Genomic DNA, 15,260 nt, shown 5'->3' on the forward strand with positions numbered 1-15,260 from the left:
CCTATGGACTGGAGCCGGCGCGGCTTGCCGCGCCGGCCGTCACCTAGCGGAAGATGCGCTTGGCCGCGCGCTCGGCCGAAGCCATCGCGGTCTTCACATCTTCACGTCCGGTGCAGTAGTTCGCATACATGTCGACGACGACAAAGTCGGCGATCGCGGCAGCGGCGTTTTCGCTCATCTGCGCTTCGCCCGCCGGGGTCGATGCGGTCTGGGCCACGCTCCGATACGGCGTCGTCTTCGGGTCAGCCGTCCAGACCGGATTCTTGTCGTAGTCGAGCAGGAAGTGCGACAGGTAGCCCTGCGCCGCCTCGATCCACGGATTGAACTGATCCGGCTCGAGCATGAAGGCCGTGAACGCCTTGCAGGTCTGCGGATATTTCGAGAAGCTGAAGATCAGGATCGGGAAGCCGAGATGCAGCTCCCGCGTCTTGCCGTCGAGACCGGCCGGCAAGTGGGCGTGATTCATGTCCTCGGCGATCTGCGGATTTTCCTTCTTCGCCGTGACATAGATCGAAATGCCGTTGACGGTGAGATGCAGCTGCCCGGCAAGGAACGCCTTGTTGTTGGAGCTGTCGTTCCATGACGCTGTGCCCGGCACGAAATTGTCGTAGAGGCCCTTGACGTATTCGAGCGACTTTGCGGTTTCCGGCGAATTGACGACGACCTTATTGTCCTTGTCGATCAACTTGCCGCCATGCGCCCACAGCGCCCAATGCAGCCAGCCATTGGCGTCGCCCGAGGCGTGGCCGAGCGCCATGCCGGCCGGGGTGCCGTTCTTGTTCATGCCCTTCACCAGATCGGCGAAGCCGGCGAGATCCTTCGGGAACTCCTTGTGGCCGGCCTTTTCCATGGCCGCGACACGATAGTTGACGAGGCCGCCGGTAGCGGCGACCGGAATGCCGATCCACTTCCCGTTCAGCATGCCGTACGCCTTGCCGGAATCGGCCCAGCCACCGCACTTCTTGCCGAGATAATCGGCAACATCGGTGACGTCGACGCACTTGCTCGGGAACAGGAAGGGCAGCGAATAGAGGCCCCAGACCATGTCGAGGCCCTGCCCCGTATTGGCCGCGACCGACGCCTTCGGCTGAATATCGTCGTAGGATTCGTTGGAGACGTTGATCGTGACGTTGTTGGCCTTCTGGAAGGCATCGACGATCTTCATGAAGGCCACGTCTTCGGCTTCCACGAAGCGCTTCCAGCGCAGCAGATTGATCTTGGCGCCCGGCTCCGGCTTCCATTGCGAGGTCTGGGCCCAGGCCTTGGCATAGCCGAGCAGTTGATCGCTCGACATCGTCGCTGCGGCGGCCAGCATCGTGGCGCCGCCCTTGAGCAGCGAACGGCGGTCGGTGTTGAACATGGACATTGGCAATTCTCTCCCGATTTTTGGTTGTTGCTTAGAAATGATCCCCGCCGCTTGCGCGACGGCCGAAACCCCGGTCGAAATGATGCGCTGACGGGACGTGCGGGCGCGGGTGTCAGCTATTCAGTCGCTTCCCCGTCGAATCGTCGAACAGATGAACCAGCCCGGGATCCGGCTTGAGCCGAACCTTGTCGCCCGGGTTGAACAGATGGCGCTCCCGGAACACGGCGACGACCTGCTCGCCGCCGAGCTTGGCGAACACCTGGGTCTCGGAGCCGGTCGGCTCGACCACCACGATCTCGGCCTCGGCGCCGTCATCGGCGATGGTGAAATGCTCGGGCCGCACGCCGTAGACGGCAGGCTTGCCGTCGGAATTGGCCGGAGCCGATTTCAGCGGCAGCTTGACGCCGTTCGGCCCCTCGAAATAGGCGGCGCCGTTGACCCTGACGCTGCCCTTGAGGAAATTCATCGCGGGCGAGCCGATGAAGCCGGCGACGAACTGGTTCGCCGGCGTGTCGTAGAGCTCGAGCGGAGAGCCCATCTGCTCGACGATGCCGTCATGCATCACCACGATCTTGTCGGCCATGGTCATGGCCTCGATCTGGTCGTGGGTCACGTAGACGGTCGTGGTGCGCAGCCGCTGGTGCAGCTCCTTGATCTCGGTACGCATCGCCACGCGCAGCTTGGCATCGAGGTTCGAGAGCGGCTCGTCGAACAGGAACACCTGCGGATCGCGCACGATGGCGCGGCCCATGGCGACGCGCTGGCGCTGGCCGCCGGAGAGCTGGCGGGGATAGCGGTCGAGCAACGGGGTCAGCGCGAGGATTTCGGCGGCGCGCTTGACGCCGGTCGAGATTTCCTCGGGCTTCGCGCCGCGCAGCTTGAGCGAGAAGCCCATGTTGTCGGCGACGGTCATGTGCGGATAGAGCGCGTAATTCTGGAACACCATCGCAATGTCGCGCTCTTTCGGCTGGACATTGTTGACGACGCGGTCGCCGATCGAGATCGTGCCCGAGGTGATGTTCTCGAGCCCCGCCAGCATGCGCAGCAGGGTCGACTTGCCGCAGCCGGAGGGGCCGACCAGAACGACGAATTCGCCGTCCTCGATCGGGATCGACACGCCGTGCAGGACTTCAAAATTACCGAACGATTTCCGCACGTCGCGAATCTGGACCGACGACATCCACTTCCCTCCTCAAATTCCCGACGGCATACGACGAGTGCCGCCACCGCTCTGTTTTGTTCCGACCGCGCTGGGTGCGCGGCACTGTTGGACTGAGTTTATTGTCCGCAGTTTATCCGGTTTTGGCAATCGTTCGATTAGCAATCGCTTGGTAGCGCTGTCAATATCGGTTTGTCTGCGACGAACGTCGTGATATGAGCGGCAGATGGCCCGAAAGCGCATCACGCCAGGCAAGATCCGGCTCGCCGAAGTTGCGAAGCTCGCCGGTGTCAGCCCGATTACGGCCTCACGCTTCTTCAGGAATCCAGACGCGCTATCGGCCGGCAAACGCGCACGGGTCGAAAGTGCGGCAAAAGAGCTCGGCTACGTGCCCAATCTCGCGGCACGCGCGCTGGCGTCGCAGCGCACCGAGGTGATCGGTGTCCTGATCCCGTCGCTGACCAACAACGTGTTCTCCGATGTGCTGCGCGGCATCTACGACACGCTCGACGGCAGCCGCTACAGCATCCAGCTCGCCAACACCCGCTACAGCATCCTGCAGGAAGAGCGCCTGCTGCGTCTCTTTCTGGCGCAGAAGCCGGCCGGCCTCATTGTCACCGGGATCAACCAGACTGCCGATTCTCGGGCCATCATGGAGACGGTCGATTGCCCGATCGTCCAGATCATGGAGCTCGGCCCCACCCCGATCGACATGATGATCGGATTCTCGCATTTTGACGCCGCAAAAGCGGCCATCGGCCATCTGCTTGCACAGGGTTACCGCCGGATCGGCTTCCTCGGCGCGCGGATGGATCCACGGGTGCAGCGCCGGCTCGACGGCTATCGCGCCGCGATGACCGACGCTGCACTGTTCGATCCGCAGAACATTGTCACCACGGCAATTCCGACCTCGGTGACGTTGGGCGGGACGTTGTTTGCCGACCTGCTCGCCAAGGCGCCTGACATCGACGCAGTATTCTGCGTCAATGACGACCTTGCGCTCGGCGCGCTGTTCGAATGCAAGCGCCGGCACATGGCGGTGCCGGAGCAGATGGCGATCGTCGGCTTCAACGACCTCGAATTCATGGCGTCGAGCGAACCGACGCTGAGCAGCGTGCGCACCAACCGCTACGAAATGGGCAGGAACGCTGCCGCGATGGTGATCGAGACGCTGGAGGGCCGCCGACCCACCGAGCCCGTCGTCGATCTCGGCTTCAGCGTCATTGAGCGGCAAAGCTCGGCGCGACGCGGCTGACATCCGCCCGACACCTGCCTGTCACAAGGGAAGCGAAAAATGACAAAATGGTAGCGCAACCAAGTCCCTTCAACTAAGGTCCAATCCATCCAGCGAAACACCACTGCGTGATCGTCGAGGTTTGTAATGCGCGATGATTTGCGCGAGGTAGAACAACGCTGAACCAGAGCCCTTGTATGGGCCCATCAAGAGTTTGCATTGCGGGAGAAACAGATGACAAAACCCCACACCAACGGGCACAGCGCCGCAGGCGAAACCACCAAGGGCAAGGGCCGCAGGCTCCGCTCCCAGGAATGGTTCGACAACCCGCACAATCCGGGAATGACCGCGCTCTATCTCGAGCGCTACCTCAATTACGGCCTGACGCGCGAGGAATTGCAGTCGGGCAAGCCGATCATTGGCATCGCCCAGACCGGCAACGATCTGTCGCCCTGCAACCGGCATCACCTCGAGCTTGCGCACCGCGTCCGTGAGGGCATCCGCGCCGCAGGCGGCATCGCGATGGAGTTTCCGACCCATCCGATCCAGGAGACCGGCAAGCGCCCGACCGCGGCGCTCGACCGCAACCTCGCCTATCTCGGCCTGGTCGAGGTGCTGTTCGGCTATCCGCTCGATGGCGTGGTGCTGACCACCGGCTGCGACAAGACCACGCCGGCCTGCATGATGGCGGCGGCAACGGTCAATCTGCCGGCGATCGTGCTGTCGGGCGGGCCGATGCTGAACGGCTGGCACGAGGGCCAGCGCACCGGCTCCGGCACCGTGGTGTGGAAGGCGCGCGAGCGGCTCGCCGCGGGCGAGATCGACTATGAGCAGTTCCTCGAGATCGTCGCCTCCTCGGCACCCTCGGTCGGCCATTGCAACACGATGGGCACCGCCTCGACCATGAACTCGCTCGCAGAAGCGCTCGGCTTCTCGCTGCCGGGCTGCGCGGCGATCCCGGCGCCCTATCGCGAGCGCGGCCAGATCGCCTACGAGACCGGCAAGCGCATCGTCGACATGGTCTGGGAAGACCTCAAGCCGTCCGACTTCCTGACCCGCGAGGCGTTCGAGAATTGCATCGTGGTCAACTCCGCGATCGGCGGCTCGACCAACGCGCCGATCCACATCAACGCGCTGGCGCGCCATGTCGGCGTCGAGCTGTCGATCGACGACTGGCAGAAATACGGCCATGACATACCGCTGCTGGTGAACATGCAGCCGGCCGGCTTCTATCTCGGCGAGGAATATCACCGCGCCGGCGGCGTGCCCTCGGTGGTGCGCGAGCTGATGAAGCACAAGCGCATCCATGAAGGCGCGCTCACCGTCAACGGCCGCACCATGGGCGAGAACTGCAAGGAAGCGGCGAAGCCCGACGGCGACGTGATCTGGGGCTACGACAAGCCGCTGGTGAAGGACGCCGGCTTCCTCGTGCTGCGCGGCAATCTGTTTGATTCCGCGATCATGAAGACCAGCGTGATCTCGAAGGAATTCCGCGACCGCTATCTGTCCAACCCGAAGGACCTCAACGCCTTCGAGGGCCGCGCCATCGTGTTCGAGGGCCCAGAGGATTATCACGCACGGATCGAGGATCCCGCGCTCAACATCGATGAGCACTGCGTCCTGTTCGTCCGCGGCACCGGCCCGATCGGCTATCCCGGCGGCGCCGAGGTGGTGAACATGCAGCCGCCGGCGGCGCTGATCAAACGCGGCATCCTGTCCCTGCCCTGCATCGGCGACGGCCGGCAGTCGGGCACCTCGGGCTCACCGTCGATCCTCAACGCCTCGCCGGAGGCCGCCGCCGATGGCGGGCTCGCGATCCTGAAGACCGGAGACAAGGTGCGCATCGACCTCAACAAGGGCAGCGCCAACATCATGATCTCGGAGGATGAGCTGCGCACCCGCCGCGCCGAGCTGAAGGCCAAGGGCGGCTTCCCGCACCCGGCCAACCAGACGCCGTGGCAGGAGCTCTACCGCCAGACCGTCGGCCAGCACGCGACCGGCGCCTGCCTCGAGCTCGCGACGCGCTACCACGACATCGCCGGCAAGGTCGGCGTGGCGCGCGATAATCACTAGCACGGTACCCAACGCCGTCATTCCGGGGTGGTGCGTTAGCACCAGACCCGGAATCTCGAGATTCCGGGTTCGCGCTGCGCGCGCCCCGGAATGACGAACACAAGAAAGGGAAGAAACGCATGTCAGACAGACTGAAGGGAAAGCGCGCCGTTGTCACCGCCGCAGCGGCGGGCATCGGGCGTGCATGCGCGATCGCATTCGCGCGTGAGGGCGCCACCGTGATCGCCACCGACATCAATGAGAGCGGCATCGCCACGCTCGGCAAGGACGGCATCGCCGAGACCGCTCGGCTCGACGTTCGCAGCACGGGTGACGTCAACAGCTTCGCCGGGCGCGTCGGAAAGATCGACATCCTGCTCAACGCGGCAGGCTTCGTGCATCACGGCACCATTCTGGAATGCTCGGACGAGGACTTCGACTTCTCGTTCGATCTCAACGTCAAATCCATGCACCGGACCATCAAGGCGTTTCTGCCTGCGATGCTGAAGGGCGGAGGCGGCAGCATCGTCAACATTTCGTCCTGCGCGGCGTTGCGGCCGCCGGCCAACCGCTATGTCTACAGCGCGTCGAAGGCTGCCGTTTCGCTGCTCACGCGCGCGGTTGCGCTGGACTTCATCAACCAGGGTATCCGCTGCAACAGCATCTGCCCCGGCACAGTCGAGACGCCCTCGATGCTCGAGCGCGCGGCTGCGGCAGGCCCGGACGGACGCGAGAAGTTCGTCGCCCGGCAGAAGATGGGCCGGCTCGGCACCGCTGAGGAGATCGCGGCCATGGCGGTCTATCTTGCGAGCGACGAAGCCGCATTCACCACCGGCGTCGACATGGTCGTCGACGGCGGCTTCATGCTCTGATCTTCAAACCTCTCCCCGCTCTTTGCGGGGAGAGGTCGGAAGCGAAGCTTCGGGTGAGAGGCGAGGCACAATACCTCCGCACCAATATGCGGAGACAACCCCTCACCCCAACCCTCTCCCCGCAAGTGCAGGGCGAGGGAGCAGAACGTCCGTGCGGCCGCACCGAGGAAATCAAAGGACAACACCAATGAACAAGATCGATCTCAACGGCCGCTGTGCCGTCGTCACCGGCGGCGCGCAAGGGTTCGGCCGTGCCATCACCGAGCGCTTCGTCGCTTCGGGCGCCAAGGTCGCGATCTGGGATTTCGACCAGCCGCTGGCCGAGACGACCGCGCGGGCGATCGGCGAGAACGTGATCGCAATCAAGACCGACGTCACCGATCCCGATGCGGTCGACGCCGCGCGCGATCAGACGCTGCGGGCGTTCGGCAAGATCGACATTCTCGTCAACAACGCCGGCATCACCGGAGCCAACAAGCCGGTGTGGGAAACCGACCTGGACGACTGGCGGAGGGTGATGCGCCTCAATCTCGAGGGTCCCTTCATCTGCTGCAAGGCGATCGTGCCGACCATGATCGGCCAGAAATACGGCCGCATCGTCAACATCGCCTCGATCGCCGGCAAGGAAGGCAATCCGAACGCCGCGCACTATTCATCATCGAAGGCGGGCCTGATCGCGCTGACCAAATCGCTCGGCAAGGAGCTCGCGCAGCACGACATCCTGGTCAATGCGGTGACGCCGGCAGCGGCGAAGACCGCGATCTTCGACCAGATGACCCAACAGCACATCGACTTCATGCTGTCGAAGATTCCAAAAGCCCGCTTCGTGCTGGTCGAGGAGCTTGCCGCGATGGTGGCGTGGCTGGCGTCGGAAGACTGCGCGTTCTCGACCGGCGCGGTGTTCGACATCTCCGGCGGACGGGCGACGTACTAGCTCGTTCGCTTCGCCGGCTGCCGCAGCGCGGCGACGAGATGATCGGCGAGCAGAGACGCCGCGCGCGAAAGATTTTGCGCGCGGTGCAGCCGGATTTCGGCCCCCGGCAACCGCGGCATGCCGTCGCGCGCGGTCAGGCGCCGCAGTGTGGCCGGAAAGGTGCCCGACTTCACCACGGTCACGGCGAGCCCCTGCGCCGCGATCGCCTCGACCGCGGACAGGCTGTGGCTGACGAAGGCGAGCCGCCACGGCCGGTTGGCTTCGTCCAGCGCCTGCATCGCCCAGCTCCGGAACAGGCAGCCCTGCGGATAGAGCGCGACCGGCAACGGATCGAGCTCTTCGACACGATGCGCGGCGCTTGCGGCCCACACCGCCTGCTCGGTGCGCAGCAGCTCACCCTCGCCGCGCCCCTCGGGGTGCATCGCGATCACGAGGTCATAGGCTTCGCCGAGCCGGTCCGTCATCGACGACGTCAGCCCGGTCTCCATCTCGACATGGATCAGCGGATAGCTGGCGATGAAATCCTTGAGCAGCGACGGAATGATCAACGTCCCGTAGTCGTCCATCACGCCGAGACGAACCCGCCCGTCGGTGCCGTGCGCACGCACCCGCCCGACCGCCTCCGCGTTGAGGCTCAGAATCCGTCGGGCGTAGCCGAGGAGCCCTTCGCCGGCCGCGCTCAGATCGACACTGGTCGTGCTGCGGTGAAACAGCTCGGCCTGCAACCGCTCCTCCAGCCGCTTCACCTGCATGCTGACGGCCGATTGGGTCCGGTTCAGCGCCGAGGCGGCACGGGTGAAGGAGCGATGGTCGGCTACCGCGACAAAGGCCTGCAGGAGATCAGGGTCCAGGGCGGGCGCGCTCATAACGATCCGTGATTCAATTGATCAGATTTATTCGATTTCCTGATTATGACCTCTTCCCTAGATTGCGCAAGCGGAACAGCGGGATCGAAACGGATGGGCGAAATCTGGGGGGTGTTGGCGGCGGTGCTGTCGAGCGCGCTCGGCGGAACCTCGATCGGGGCGACGCGGTTTCTGGTCGGTGCGATTGATCCGTTGGCGATCGGCGCGTTCCGCTTCGGCATCGGAGTCTTGTTGCTGCTGCCGCTGGCACTGCTGCAACGCGGCAGCTGGCCGCAGCGGGGCGACTGGCTCGGCACCGCCGGGCTCGGCCTGCTGTTCTTTGCGGCGTTTCCGATCCTGTTCAACGCCTCGCTGATCTTCACCACGGCGGCGCGCGGCGCGCTCGCGCTCTCGACACTGCCGCTGCTGACCATGCTGGTCGGCGCAGCACTCGGCGCCGAGCCACTGACCGCGCGCAAGACCATCGGCGTCTTGGTCACGATCCTCGGTGTCTCGATGGCGCTGCTATCCGGCCTCGCCACGGCGCCGCCGGGCGCCTGGCGCGGCGATCTGCTGATGGTCGCAGCCGCGCTGTGCATGGCGCTCTACAGCATCTGGTCGAAGCCCTACATCCGCCGCTCCGGCCCGATCCCCTTCACCACGCTCGCCATGGCGGCCGGAGCTGCGGTCCTCGTCGCAGCCTCGTTGTTGCGCGGCAGTTTTGCGCCGGTCGCCGACTTCGGTGCGCCGCAATGGTTCGGCGCGACCTATCTCGGCGCCTTCGGCGCAGCGCTCACCTTCTATCTCTGGGCTTTCGCTCTGGAGCGGACGACGCCGACCCGGGTGGCGATCTCAGTCACCGTCAACCCGATCGCGGCATCGCTGGTCGGTGCGGCGCTGCTCGGCGAGCCGCTGAGCTGGAATCTGATGGCCGGCATCTTCACCGTCCTTGCCGGGATCTGGATCGCGACCACCCAGCCGCAACAGGCCCGCGTGGTCGCGCCGGATACACACTGAGCCGCGGCCACTCGCCGGCAAAGCCGTCAGCGAATCCGTGCTAGCCTGAGGCCCGGTCCAGGCGAACCCGAGGCGGCACGCAGTTGAATATTTCCCTCTCCGTCGTCTCCGTCTGGGTGCTGCCGCTGGTCATCGCGATCACCTTCCACGAGGCCGCGCACGGCTTCGTCGCGCATCGGCTCGGCGACGACACCGCCTGGCAGCTCGGCCGCGTCAGCTTCAACCCGCTGAAGCACATCGATCCGTTCGGCACGCTGATCCTGCCTGCGATGCTGCTGTTTGCGCATTCGCCGTTCCTGTTCGGCTACGCCAAGCCGGTTCCGGTGAACTTCCGCAAGCTGAACCATCCCAGGCTCGACATGGTCTGGGTGGCGCTGGCCGGCCCGGTCACCAACATCATCCTGGCGACCGCGGCGGCGCTGGCATTCCACGCACTGCCATTGGTTCCGGCCGATGCGGCAAAATGGACCGCGGACAATCTGAAAAACGCGTTCCTGATCAACATTGTGCTCGCGATCTTCAACATGATGCCGATCCCGCCGCTGGACGGCGGAAGGGTCGCGGTCGGGCTGTTGCCGCGGCCGCTGGCGCTTCCGCTCGCCCGGCTCGAGCCCTACGGCATGCTGATCCTGATCGGGCTACTGATCCTGCTGCCCGTGATCGGCAGGCAGGTCGGCCTAAATCTTGATGTTATTTCAACGATACTGCGAACTCTGACCGGCTATGTGATCAATGCCCTTCTCCTCATTACCGGAAACACATAGCTTTCATGAGCGCATGACCCGATCGGAAAACCGGTGCCCGCTTATCGGGGTCATGCATGGGGACAGGAACGCTTCGAGGCCATGGTGATCAAAGCTGCCGATATGCTGATTGCACGACGCGCCGACACGCGTGCACGGGCTGACTTTGCAACCTGGAAGATGATGGCCAAGCTGAACGGCGCCTCTGCGCTGCCGCCAGAAGCGCAGAATTTCCTCGCCATCTACAAGAAGATCGCGGAGCAGATGAGCGACGCCGAGGCCAGCGAAGCGACCATCCAGGAGATGTATCGCACCTACTATGCGGAGATGGGCGGCGCCGGCAAGGCACCGGAGGTTCCGGCGCGCACGCGCGAACCGGTCGCCGACACCGGCAACGTCACCGCGTTCCGCCGCCTGCCCGCCAAGAAGACGACTGCAGCCGATCCGAACGCCAAGCGTCCGATGCCGGTGGCGCTGATCTTCGCGTGCCTCGTCGTGGTCTACGTCGCGATCCGCTACTACTGGAAATAGCGCGCTCCGCGCTTCTCTTCATCTCCGACACTCATGATCGATAACGGACGCCGCGGCATCCGGTCGCGCGTCGGCGGTCGCTCAATCGCCGCGGCGTGGAATATCGCGCGCGGTCGCACGCGTCGGCGCCCTAGGCGATGCGCCCGATGCCGGGCATAATGAGGAACTCAAAAGCAAAAATCATACTGGAGGAAAGATGAAGCGTTCCATTGCAGCAGCCCTGGTCATGACCACGAGCCTCGCGTTCGCCGGCGGCGCATCGGCGCAGACGATGGACAAGGTCGCCAAGGTTGGCGCCCTCGGCGATCAGTCTGGTCTCTATCAGGATATCGGCGGTCCCGGCTCGACGGTGGCGGCGCAGATGGCGATCGAGGATTCCGGGCTGCTGGCAAAGGGCTGGAAGATCGACCTGATCTCGGCCGATCACCAGAACAAGCCGGACGTCGCGGTCAACATCGGCAAGCAATGGATCGATGTCGAGAAGGTCGACGTGTTCGTCGATCTCGCGGCCTCCAATGTCGGGCTCGCGATTGCCAACCTCGCCAAGGAGAAGAACGTCGTCAACCTGAACTCCGGCTCCGCCTCGTCCGATCTCACCGGCGCGCAATGCTCGCCGAACACGGTGCATTGGGTCTACGACACCTACATGCTCGCGAACGGCACCGGCAAGGCGCTGGTCAAATCCGGCGGCGACACCTGGTTCTTCCTCACCGCGGATTATGCGTTCGGCCAGGCGCTCGAGCGCGACACTTCGGCGGTCGTCACCGCGAATGGCGGCAAGGTGCTCGGCAGCGTCAAGCATCCGCTCAACAATGCGGACTTCTCGTCCTTCCTGCTGCAGGCGCAAAGCTCGAAGGCCAAGATCGTCGGTCTCGCCAATGCCGGCGGCGACACCACCAACGCGATCAAGCAGGCCGCCGAGTTCGGTATCGTCTCGGGCGGCCAGCGGCTTGCCGGCATGCTGCTGTTCATCACCGACATCAACGCGCTCGGCCTCAACGTCGCGCAGGGCCTGAATTTCACCGAGACGTTCTACTGGGACATGAACGACCAGACCCGGGCCTTCACCAAGCGCTTCATGGAGCGTTTCAAGAAGAACCCGCCGACCATGGTGCAGGCCGGCGTCTATTCGTCGCTGATCCACTATTTCAAGGCGCTGGAAGCGCTCGGCGGCAATCCGCATGACGGCCGTGCCGTCGTTGCCAAGATGAAGGAGCTGTCGACCGACGATCCCCTGTTCGGCAAGGGCTCGATCCGCGTCGACGGCCGCAAGATCCATCCCGCCTATCTGTTCGAGGTGAAGAAACCGTCGGAGTCAAAATATCCCTGGGATTATTACAAGCTGGTGGCGACCATCCCCGCGGATGAAGCCTGGCTGCCGCTCGAGAAGAGCGTCTGCCCGCTGGTGAAGAAGAGCTGAGATAACGTCATTCCGGGCTCGCCAACGGGTCCGCGCAAGGCGCGGCCCGGAATGACACAGCTACTTCTTCGGCTGATTGAACGTAACGGGGAGCGTGAACGAGAACTGGTCCTCGGTCAGTCCGGCCGGCGGCGCCGGCACCGGATCGGAGCGGTGAACCATCGAGATCGCCGCGTCGTCGAAGGCGGCATCGCCAGACGATTCCGTCACGGCGACCGACAACACCTTACCGAGACGATTGAGCACCAAGGCAAGCTTCACGTTAGCCGACTTGGTCTTGCCCTTCTCGGGGTATTTCTTGTGCAGGTCGAGATAGGCGCTGATCTTCTTGCCCCATTTGGCGGTCAGCGCGAACTTGTCCTTGCCGATGCCCGGGTTGGGCGCCTTGGTGGTCTCCGATTGTCGCGTCGCGTCCTCCAGCTTGGTCGGCGAACGGTCTTCGTGCTTCTCGGAGGCTTCGCTGGTCTCGGTTTGAACCTTGGCGACCTGAGCATCCTCCTCCTTCGGCTTCTTGCTGTTGTCTTCCGTGACGATGCGATCGGGATCCTCGGCCTCAGTCGGTTGAGCCTGGGGAAGATCGGTATCCTTCACCTCGGCCTTCTGCTGCACCATTTCCGGCGCAGCTTCCTGTGCACGGTCCGGCGGTCCGGGTGGCGCTGGGTCATCCTCCTCGCTTGCGGTGGCAAGCTCGACGGCGTATTCCGCGCCGGCAGCACCGAGCCCCTCGTCGCCGTCGTCGCCGCGCAAATTGGTCAGCGCCAGCGCCGCGCCGCCCAGATGCAGCCCGACCGCCGTCACGGCAGCGATCACCCAGAGCCGCTTGGACGTCCGCAGGTCGAGTTCGGGGTTGCTTGACATCGCTGTTCGCCGTCAGGGTTTGGCCGGCTCGGCCTGTAGGGCTGCGGGCGTTCCCGGCACGCCCTCGAGCGTGACCAGCTTCACATGCGTGTAGCCACCGGTGCGCAGCAGCTCCATCACGCCCATCAACTCGCCATAGGGGACCATGCGATCGGCTCGCAGGAAGACGTATTTGTCCCGGCTCATGTCGGGCACCGCATCGAGCGAATTGACCAGATCGGTCCGCTTCACTGCATTCTCCCCGATCGCCAGCGTGAGGTCGGGCTTGATGCTGACATAGGTCGGCTTGTCCGGCTTCTTCTGCGGCGTCGCACTCGACGTCGGCAGATCGATCGGCAAGTCGACGGTCGAGAGCGGTGCCGCCACCATGAAGATGATCAGCAGCACCAGCATCACGTCGATGAACGGTGTGACGTTGATCTCGTGCGATTCCTCGAAATCGTCGTCGCCATCGTTCTCGGAGATCGAGACGGCCATCGCCTACTCCGCCGCGGCACGCGCGTGGGGAGCGCGCGGAACGTCGCCATGGGTGCGATCGAGATCGCGCGACAGCAGCCGTCCTGCGGCACCCGAGGCGCGGCTGACGAGCTCGAGGTAAACCTTCGTGACGCGCGAGAAATGATTGTAGATGATCACGGCGGGGATCGCCGCGACGAGACCGATCGCGGTTGCGAGCAGCGCTTCCGCGATGCCCGGCGCCACCACGGCAAGGTTCGTGGTCTGCGACTTCGAGATGCCGATGAAGCTGTTCATGATGCCCCAGACGGTGCCGAACAGGCCGACGAAGGGCGACGTCGCGCCGATGGTCGCGAGCAGGCCCGTGCCGACGCGGATCTTGCGGGCTTCGGCGCGCATGATCTCGGCGAAGCTCGAGGCCGCGCGCTCCTTGATGCCGCTGTCGCTCGAGATGCCCGCCGACAGACGTCCCTCGCGCATCGCAGCCGCAATGAACGACGACAGCACGCTGCCCTTGGCGCCGAGTGCGAACTGCGCTTCGGCCAGCGACCGCGATTCAGCGATCTTGGCGAGCGCGCCACGCAGCTTGCGCTGCGCCACGGTCAGCTCGACCATCTTGGCGATGAAGACCGTCCAGGTCACGAGCGAGGCAAAGGCGAGACCGAGCATCACCGCCTTCACGATGATGTCGGCATTCAGGAACATGTTCCACGGCGACAATTCGTGCAGGCCGGTCGAGGTCGACTTCAGCGGTTTGGCGTCGCCGCCCGCGGGTGCAGCCCGGGATGCCTCATTCGCCGTCGGTGCCGGAGCCGCCGCGGCAGGTGCCGGCGCGGCTTGTGCCTGAGGCGTCGCGGGCGCCGCCTGCGGGGCCACGGGCGCGGTCTGGGCAGCGGCCGCAGGCTGGGCCTGGGCAGCCGGCGCCTGAGCCACGGGTGCGGGCTGAGACCGGGTCGCGGGCAAGGGCTGCGCGGCAGGCGCCGTTTGCTGCTGCGCCGAAGACGGCGCGGCAAGCATCAGCATCGCCAGCGAGGCGATCATGGCGGATGCAGCGGGGAACTTGAATGTCATCATCAGTTACACTTCAGCCCAGTGACGGATCAGGTTGTGATAAATCCCGGTCAATTTGACCGTTTCAGGGTCATCGCGCCCCAGCCGCTCCACCAGAGCCTGGATGGCAGTATCGAGATCAAAGATCAGGCTGCGCGCGTGTGCATCCCGTACCATGCTCTGCAGCCAGAAAAAAGACGCTACCCGCACTCCCCGCGTGACCGGCGTGACCAGATGCAGACTGGAAGCAGGATAAAGTACCAGATCGCCTGCCGACAGCTTGATTTCATGCGATCCGTAGAGGTCCTCGATGACGAGCTCGCCGCCATCGTAGTCTTCCGGCTCCGATAAAAACAGCGTGACCGACAGGTCGGTCCGGATCCGCAAGCCGGTCAGCTTGTCGCCTCGCACCGCATTGTCGACGTGCAGACCGAAATGGTGGCCGTCGCTTGCCGAATAGCGGTTGAACAAGGGTGGAAAGATTTGAAGCGGGATCGCCGCCGAGATGAACTGCGGGCTTGCCGACAGTGCCGTCAGGATACGGTTGCCGAGCTGCCGCGCGACCTCGCTGTCGGGCGGCAGCTGCTCGTTGCGTTTGACCATCGCGGAAGCAGCACCCGCGGTGGAGCGGCCGTCCTCCCATTCGGCTTGCTCCATGATGCGGCGGAAGTCCGCCACATCAGCCTTGCTCAATACGTTGGGAACACAGACCAGCATCTCGTG

The 15,260-nt window shown here is 64.4% G+C and carries 15 protein-coding genes; 8 read left to right on the top strand and 7 right to left on the bottom strand.

Going from position 1 to position 15,260, the window contains the following annotated elements; genetic code table 11:
* Positions 1 to 43 precede the first annotated feature (43 nt).
* Together FNJ47_RS08835 and FNJ47_RS08840 are read right to left on the bottom strand one after the other, a co-directional pair.
* Positions 44 to 1,366 (bottom strand): ABC transporter substrate-binding protein, encoded by a 1,323-nt coding sequence (locus FNJ47_RS08835; protein WP_163152659.1) that lies wholly within the window; start codon positions 1,364 to 1,366, stop codon positions 44 to 46.
* A gap of 112 nt (positions 1,367 to 1,478) precedes the next feature.
* On the bottom strand, positions 1,479 to 2,546 hold the full coding sequence (locus FNJ47_RS08840) for an ABC transporter ATP-binding protein (RefSeq protein WP_163152661.1): 1,068 nt from the start codon (positions 2,544 to 2,546) through the stop codon (positions 1,479 to 1,481).
* Between the two features lie 205 nt (positions 2,547 to 2,751).
* Between FNJ47_RS08840 and gntR the strand changes: the two genes are divergently transcribed.
* The 4 genes from gntR to FNJ47_RS08860 all read left to right on the top strand — a co-directional run bounded on the left by gntR (position 2,752) and on the right by FNJ47_RS08860 (position 7,617).
* Positions 2,752 to 3,780 (top strand): HTH-type transcriptional regulator GntR, encoded by a 1,029-nt coding sequence (gntR, locus tag FNJ47_RS08845; RefSeq protein WP_163152663.1) that lies wholly within the window; start codon positions 2,752 to 2,754, stop codon positions 3,778 to 3,780.
* Positions 3,781 to 3,993: 213 nt separating this feature from the next.
* Entirely contained in the window at positions 3,994 to 5,832 is a 1,839-nt protein-coding gene (locus FNJ47_RS08850) for an IlvD/Edd family dehydratase (RefSeq protein WP_163152665.1), read from the top strand.
* 119 nt (positions 5,833 to 5,951) lie between these two features.
* On the top strand, positions 5,952 to 6,683 hold the full coding sequence (locus FNJ47_RS08855; protein WP_163152667.1) for an SDR family oxidoreductase: 732 nt from the start codon (positions 5,952 to 5,954) through the stop codon (positions 6,681 to 6,683).
* A gap of 187 nt (positions 6,684 to 6,870) precedes the next feature.
* Positions 6,871 to 7,617 carry an SDR family NAD(P)-dependent oxidoreductase gene (locus FNJ47_RS08860; protein ID WP_163152669.1) on the top strand — a complete coding sequence of 249 codons (747 nt, stop codon included), beginning with the start codon at positions 6,871 to 6,873 and terminating at the stop codon, positions 7,615 to 7,617.
* Here FNJ47_RS08860 and FNJ47_RS08865 read toward each other — a convergent pair.
* A complete protein-coding gene (locus FNJ47_RS08865; protein WP_163152671.1) occupies positions 7,614 to 8,483 on the bottom strand; it encodes a LysR substrate-binding domain-containing protein in 870 nt (289 codons plus the stop codon). The two genes, FNJ47_RS08860 and FNJ47_RS08865, sit on opposite strands and share 4 nt — an antisense overlap.
* Positions 8,484 to 8,576: 93 nt before the next feature.
* Between FNJ47_RS08865 and FNJ47_RS08870 the strand changes: the two genes are divergently transcribed.
* The 4 genes from FNJ47_RS08870 (at position 8,577) to FNJ47_RS08885 (ending at position 12,173) form a co-directional block, all read left to right on the top strand.
* Positions 8,577 to 9,479 carry a DMT family transporter gene (locus FNJ47_RS08870; protein WP_163152673.1) on the top strand — a complete coding sequence of 301 codons (903 nt, stop codon included), beginning with the start codon at positions 8,577 to 8,579 and terminating at the stop codon, positions 9,477 to 9,479.
* An 83-nt stretch (positions 9,480 to 9,562) separates the two neighbouring features.
* On the top strand, positions 9,563 to 10,243 hold the full coding sequence (locus FNJ47_RS08875) for a site-2 protease family protein (protein ID WP_163152675.1): 681 nt from the start codon (positions 9,563 to 9,565) through the stop codon (positions 10,241 to 10,243).
* Positions 10,244 to 10,345: 102 nt separating this feature from the next.
* On the top strand, positions 10,346 to 10,753 hold the full coding sequence (locus FNJ47_RS08880) for a hypothetical protein (protein ID WP_163152736.1): 408 nt from the start codon (positions 10,346 to 10,348) through the stop codon (positions 10,751 to 10,753).
* A 196-nt stretch (positions 10,754 to 10,949) separates the two neighbouring features.
* Entirely contained in the window at positions 10,950 to 12,173 is a 1,224-nt protein-coding gene (locus tag FNJ47_RS08885) for an ABC transporter substrate-binding protein (protein ID WP_163152677.1), read from the top strand.
* Between the two features lie 60 nt (positions 12,174 to 12,233).
* Here the strand turns inward: FNJ47_RS08885 and FNJ47_RS08890 are convergent, their stop codons facing one another.
* The 4 genes from FNJ47_RS08890 to FNJ47_RS08905 are packed head-to-tail and all read right to left on the bottom strand — an operon-like array spanning position 12,234 to position 15,254.
* Positions 12,234 to 13,031, bottom strand: coding sequence for a TonB family protein (locus tag FNJ47_RS08890; protein ID WP_163152679.1), 798 nt, complete (start codon positions 13,029 to 13,031; stop codon positions 12,234 to 12,236).
* 12 nt (positions 13,032 to 13,043) lie between these two features.
* Positions 13,044 to 13,508 carry a TonB system transport protein ExbD gene (gene exbD, locus FNJ47_RS08895; RefSeq protein ID WP_163152681.1) on the bottom strand — a complete coding sequence of 155 codons (465 nt, stop codon included), beginning with the start codon at positions 13,506 to 13,508 and terminating at the stop codon, positions 13,044 to 13,046.
* A 3-nt stretch (positions 13,509 to 13,511) separates the two neighbouring features.
* On the bottom strand, positions 13,512 to 14,561 hold the full coding sequence (gene exbB / locus FNJ47_RS08900; protein ID WP_163152683.1) for a tonB-system energizer ExbB: 1,050 nt from the start codon (positions 14,559 to 14,561) through the stop codon (positions 13,512 to 13,514).
* A gap of 3 nt (positions 14,562 to 14,564) precedes the next feature.
* Positions 14,565 to 15,254, bottom strand: a complete 690-nt coding sequence (locus FNJ47_RS08905) for a Fe2+-dependent dioxygenase (RefSeq protein WP_163152685.1) — start codon at positions 15,252 to 15,254, stop codon at positions 14,565 to 14,567.
* Positions 15,255 to 15,260: the final 6 nt, after the last annotated feature.

This window comes from Bradyrhizobium uaiense, from assembly GCF_010811875.1.
Lineage (GTDB): Bacteria > Pseudomonadota > Alphaproteobacteria > Rhizobiales > Xanthobacteraceae > Bradyrhizobium > Bradyrhizobium uaiense.

Bases quoted from the DNA above. Each gene is read 5' to 3' on its own strand.
- FNJ47_RS08835 (WP_163152659.1), bottom strand. From the start codon at position 1,366: ATGTCCATGTTCAACACCGACCGCCGTTCGCTGCTCAAGGGCGGCGCC.
- FNJ47_RS08840 (WP_163152661.1), bottom strand. From the start codon at position 2,546: ATGTCGTCGGTCCAGATTCGCGACGTGCGGAAATCGTTCGGTAATTTT.
- gntR (WP_163152663.1), top strand. From the start codon at position 2,752: ATGGCCCGAAAGCGCATCACGCCAGGCAAGATCCGGCTCGCCGAAGTT.
- FNJ47_RS08850 (WP_163152665.1), top strand. From the start codon at position 3,994: ATGACAAAACCCCACACCAACGGGCACAGCGCCGCAGGCGAAACCACC.
- FNJ47_RS08855 (WP_163152667.1), top strand. From the start codon at position 5,952: ATGTCAGACAGACTGAAGGGAAAGCGCGCCGTTGTCACCGCCGCAGCG.
- FNJ47_RS08860 (WP_163152669.1), top strand. From the start codon at position 6,871: ATGAACAAGATCGATCTCAACGGCCGCTGTGCCGTCGTCACCGGCGGC.
- FNJ47_RS08865 (WP_163152671.1), bottom strand. From the start codon at position 8,483: ATGAGCGCGCCCGCCCTGGACCCTGATCTCCTGCAGGCCTTTGTCGCG.
- FNJ47_RS08870 (WP_163152673.1), top strand. From the start codon at position 8,577: ATGGGCGAAATCTGGGGGGTGTTGGCGGCGGTGCTGTCGAGCGCGCTC.
- FNJ47_RS08880 (WP_163152736.1), top strand. From the start codon at position 10,346: ATGCTGATTGCACGACGCGCCGACACGCGTGCACGGGCTGACTTTGCA.
- FNJ47_RS08885 (WP_163152677.1), top strand. From the start codon at position 10,950: ATGAAGCGTTCCATTGCAGCAGCCCTGGTCATGACCACGAGCCTCGCG.
- FNJ47_RS08890 (WP_163152679.1), bottom strand. From the start codon at position 13,031: ATGTCAAGCAACCCCGAACTCGACCTGCGGACGTCCAAGCGGCTCTGG.
- exbD (WP_163152681.1), bottom strand. From the start codon at position 13,508: ATGGCCGTCTCGATCTCCGAGAACGATGGCGACGACGATTTCGAGGAA.
- exbB (WP_163152683.1), bottom strand. From the start codon at position 14,561: ATGATGACATTCAAGTTCCCCGCTGCATCCGCCATGATCGCCTCGCTG.
- FNJ47_RS08905 (WP_163152685.1), bottom strand. From the start codon at position 15,254: ATGCTGGTCTGTGTTCCCAACGTATTGAGCAAGGCTGATGTGGCGGAC.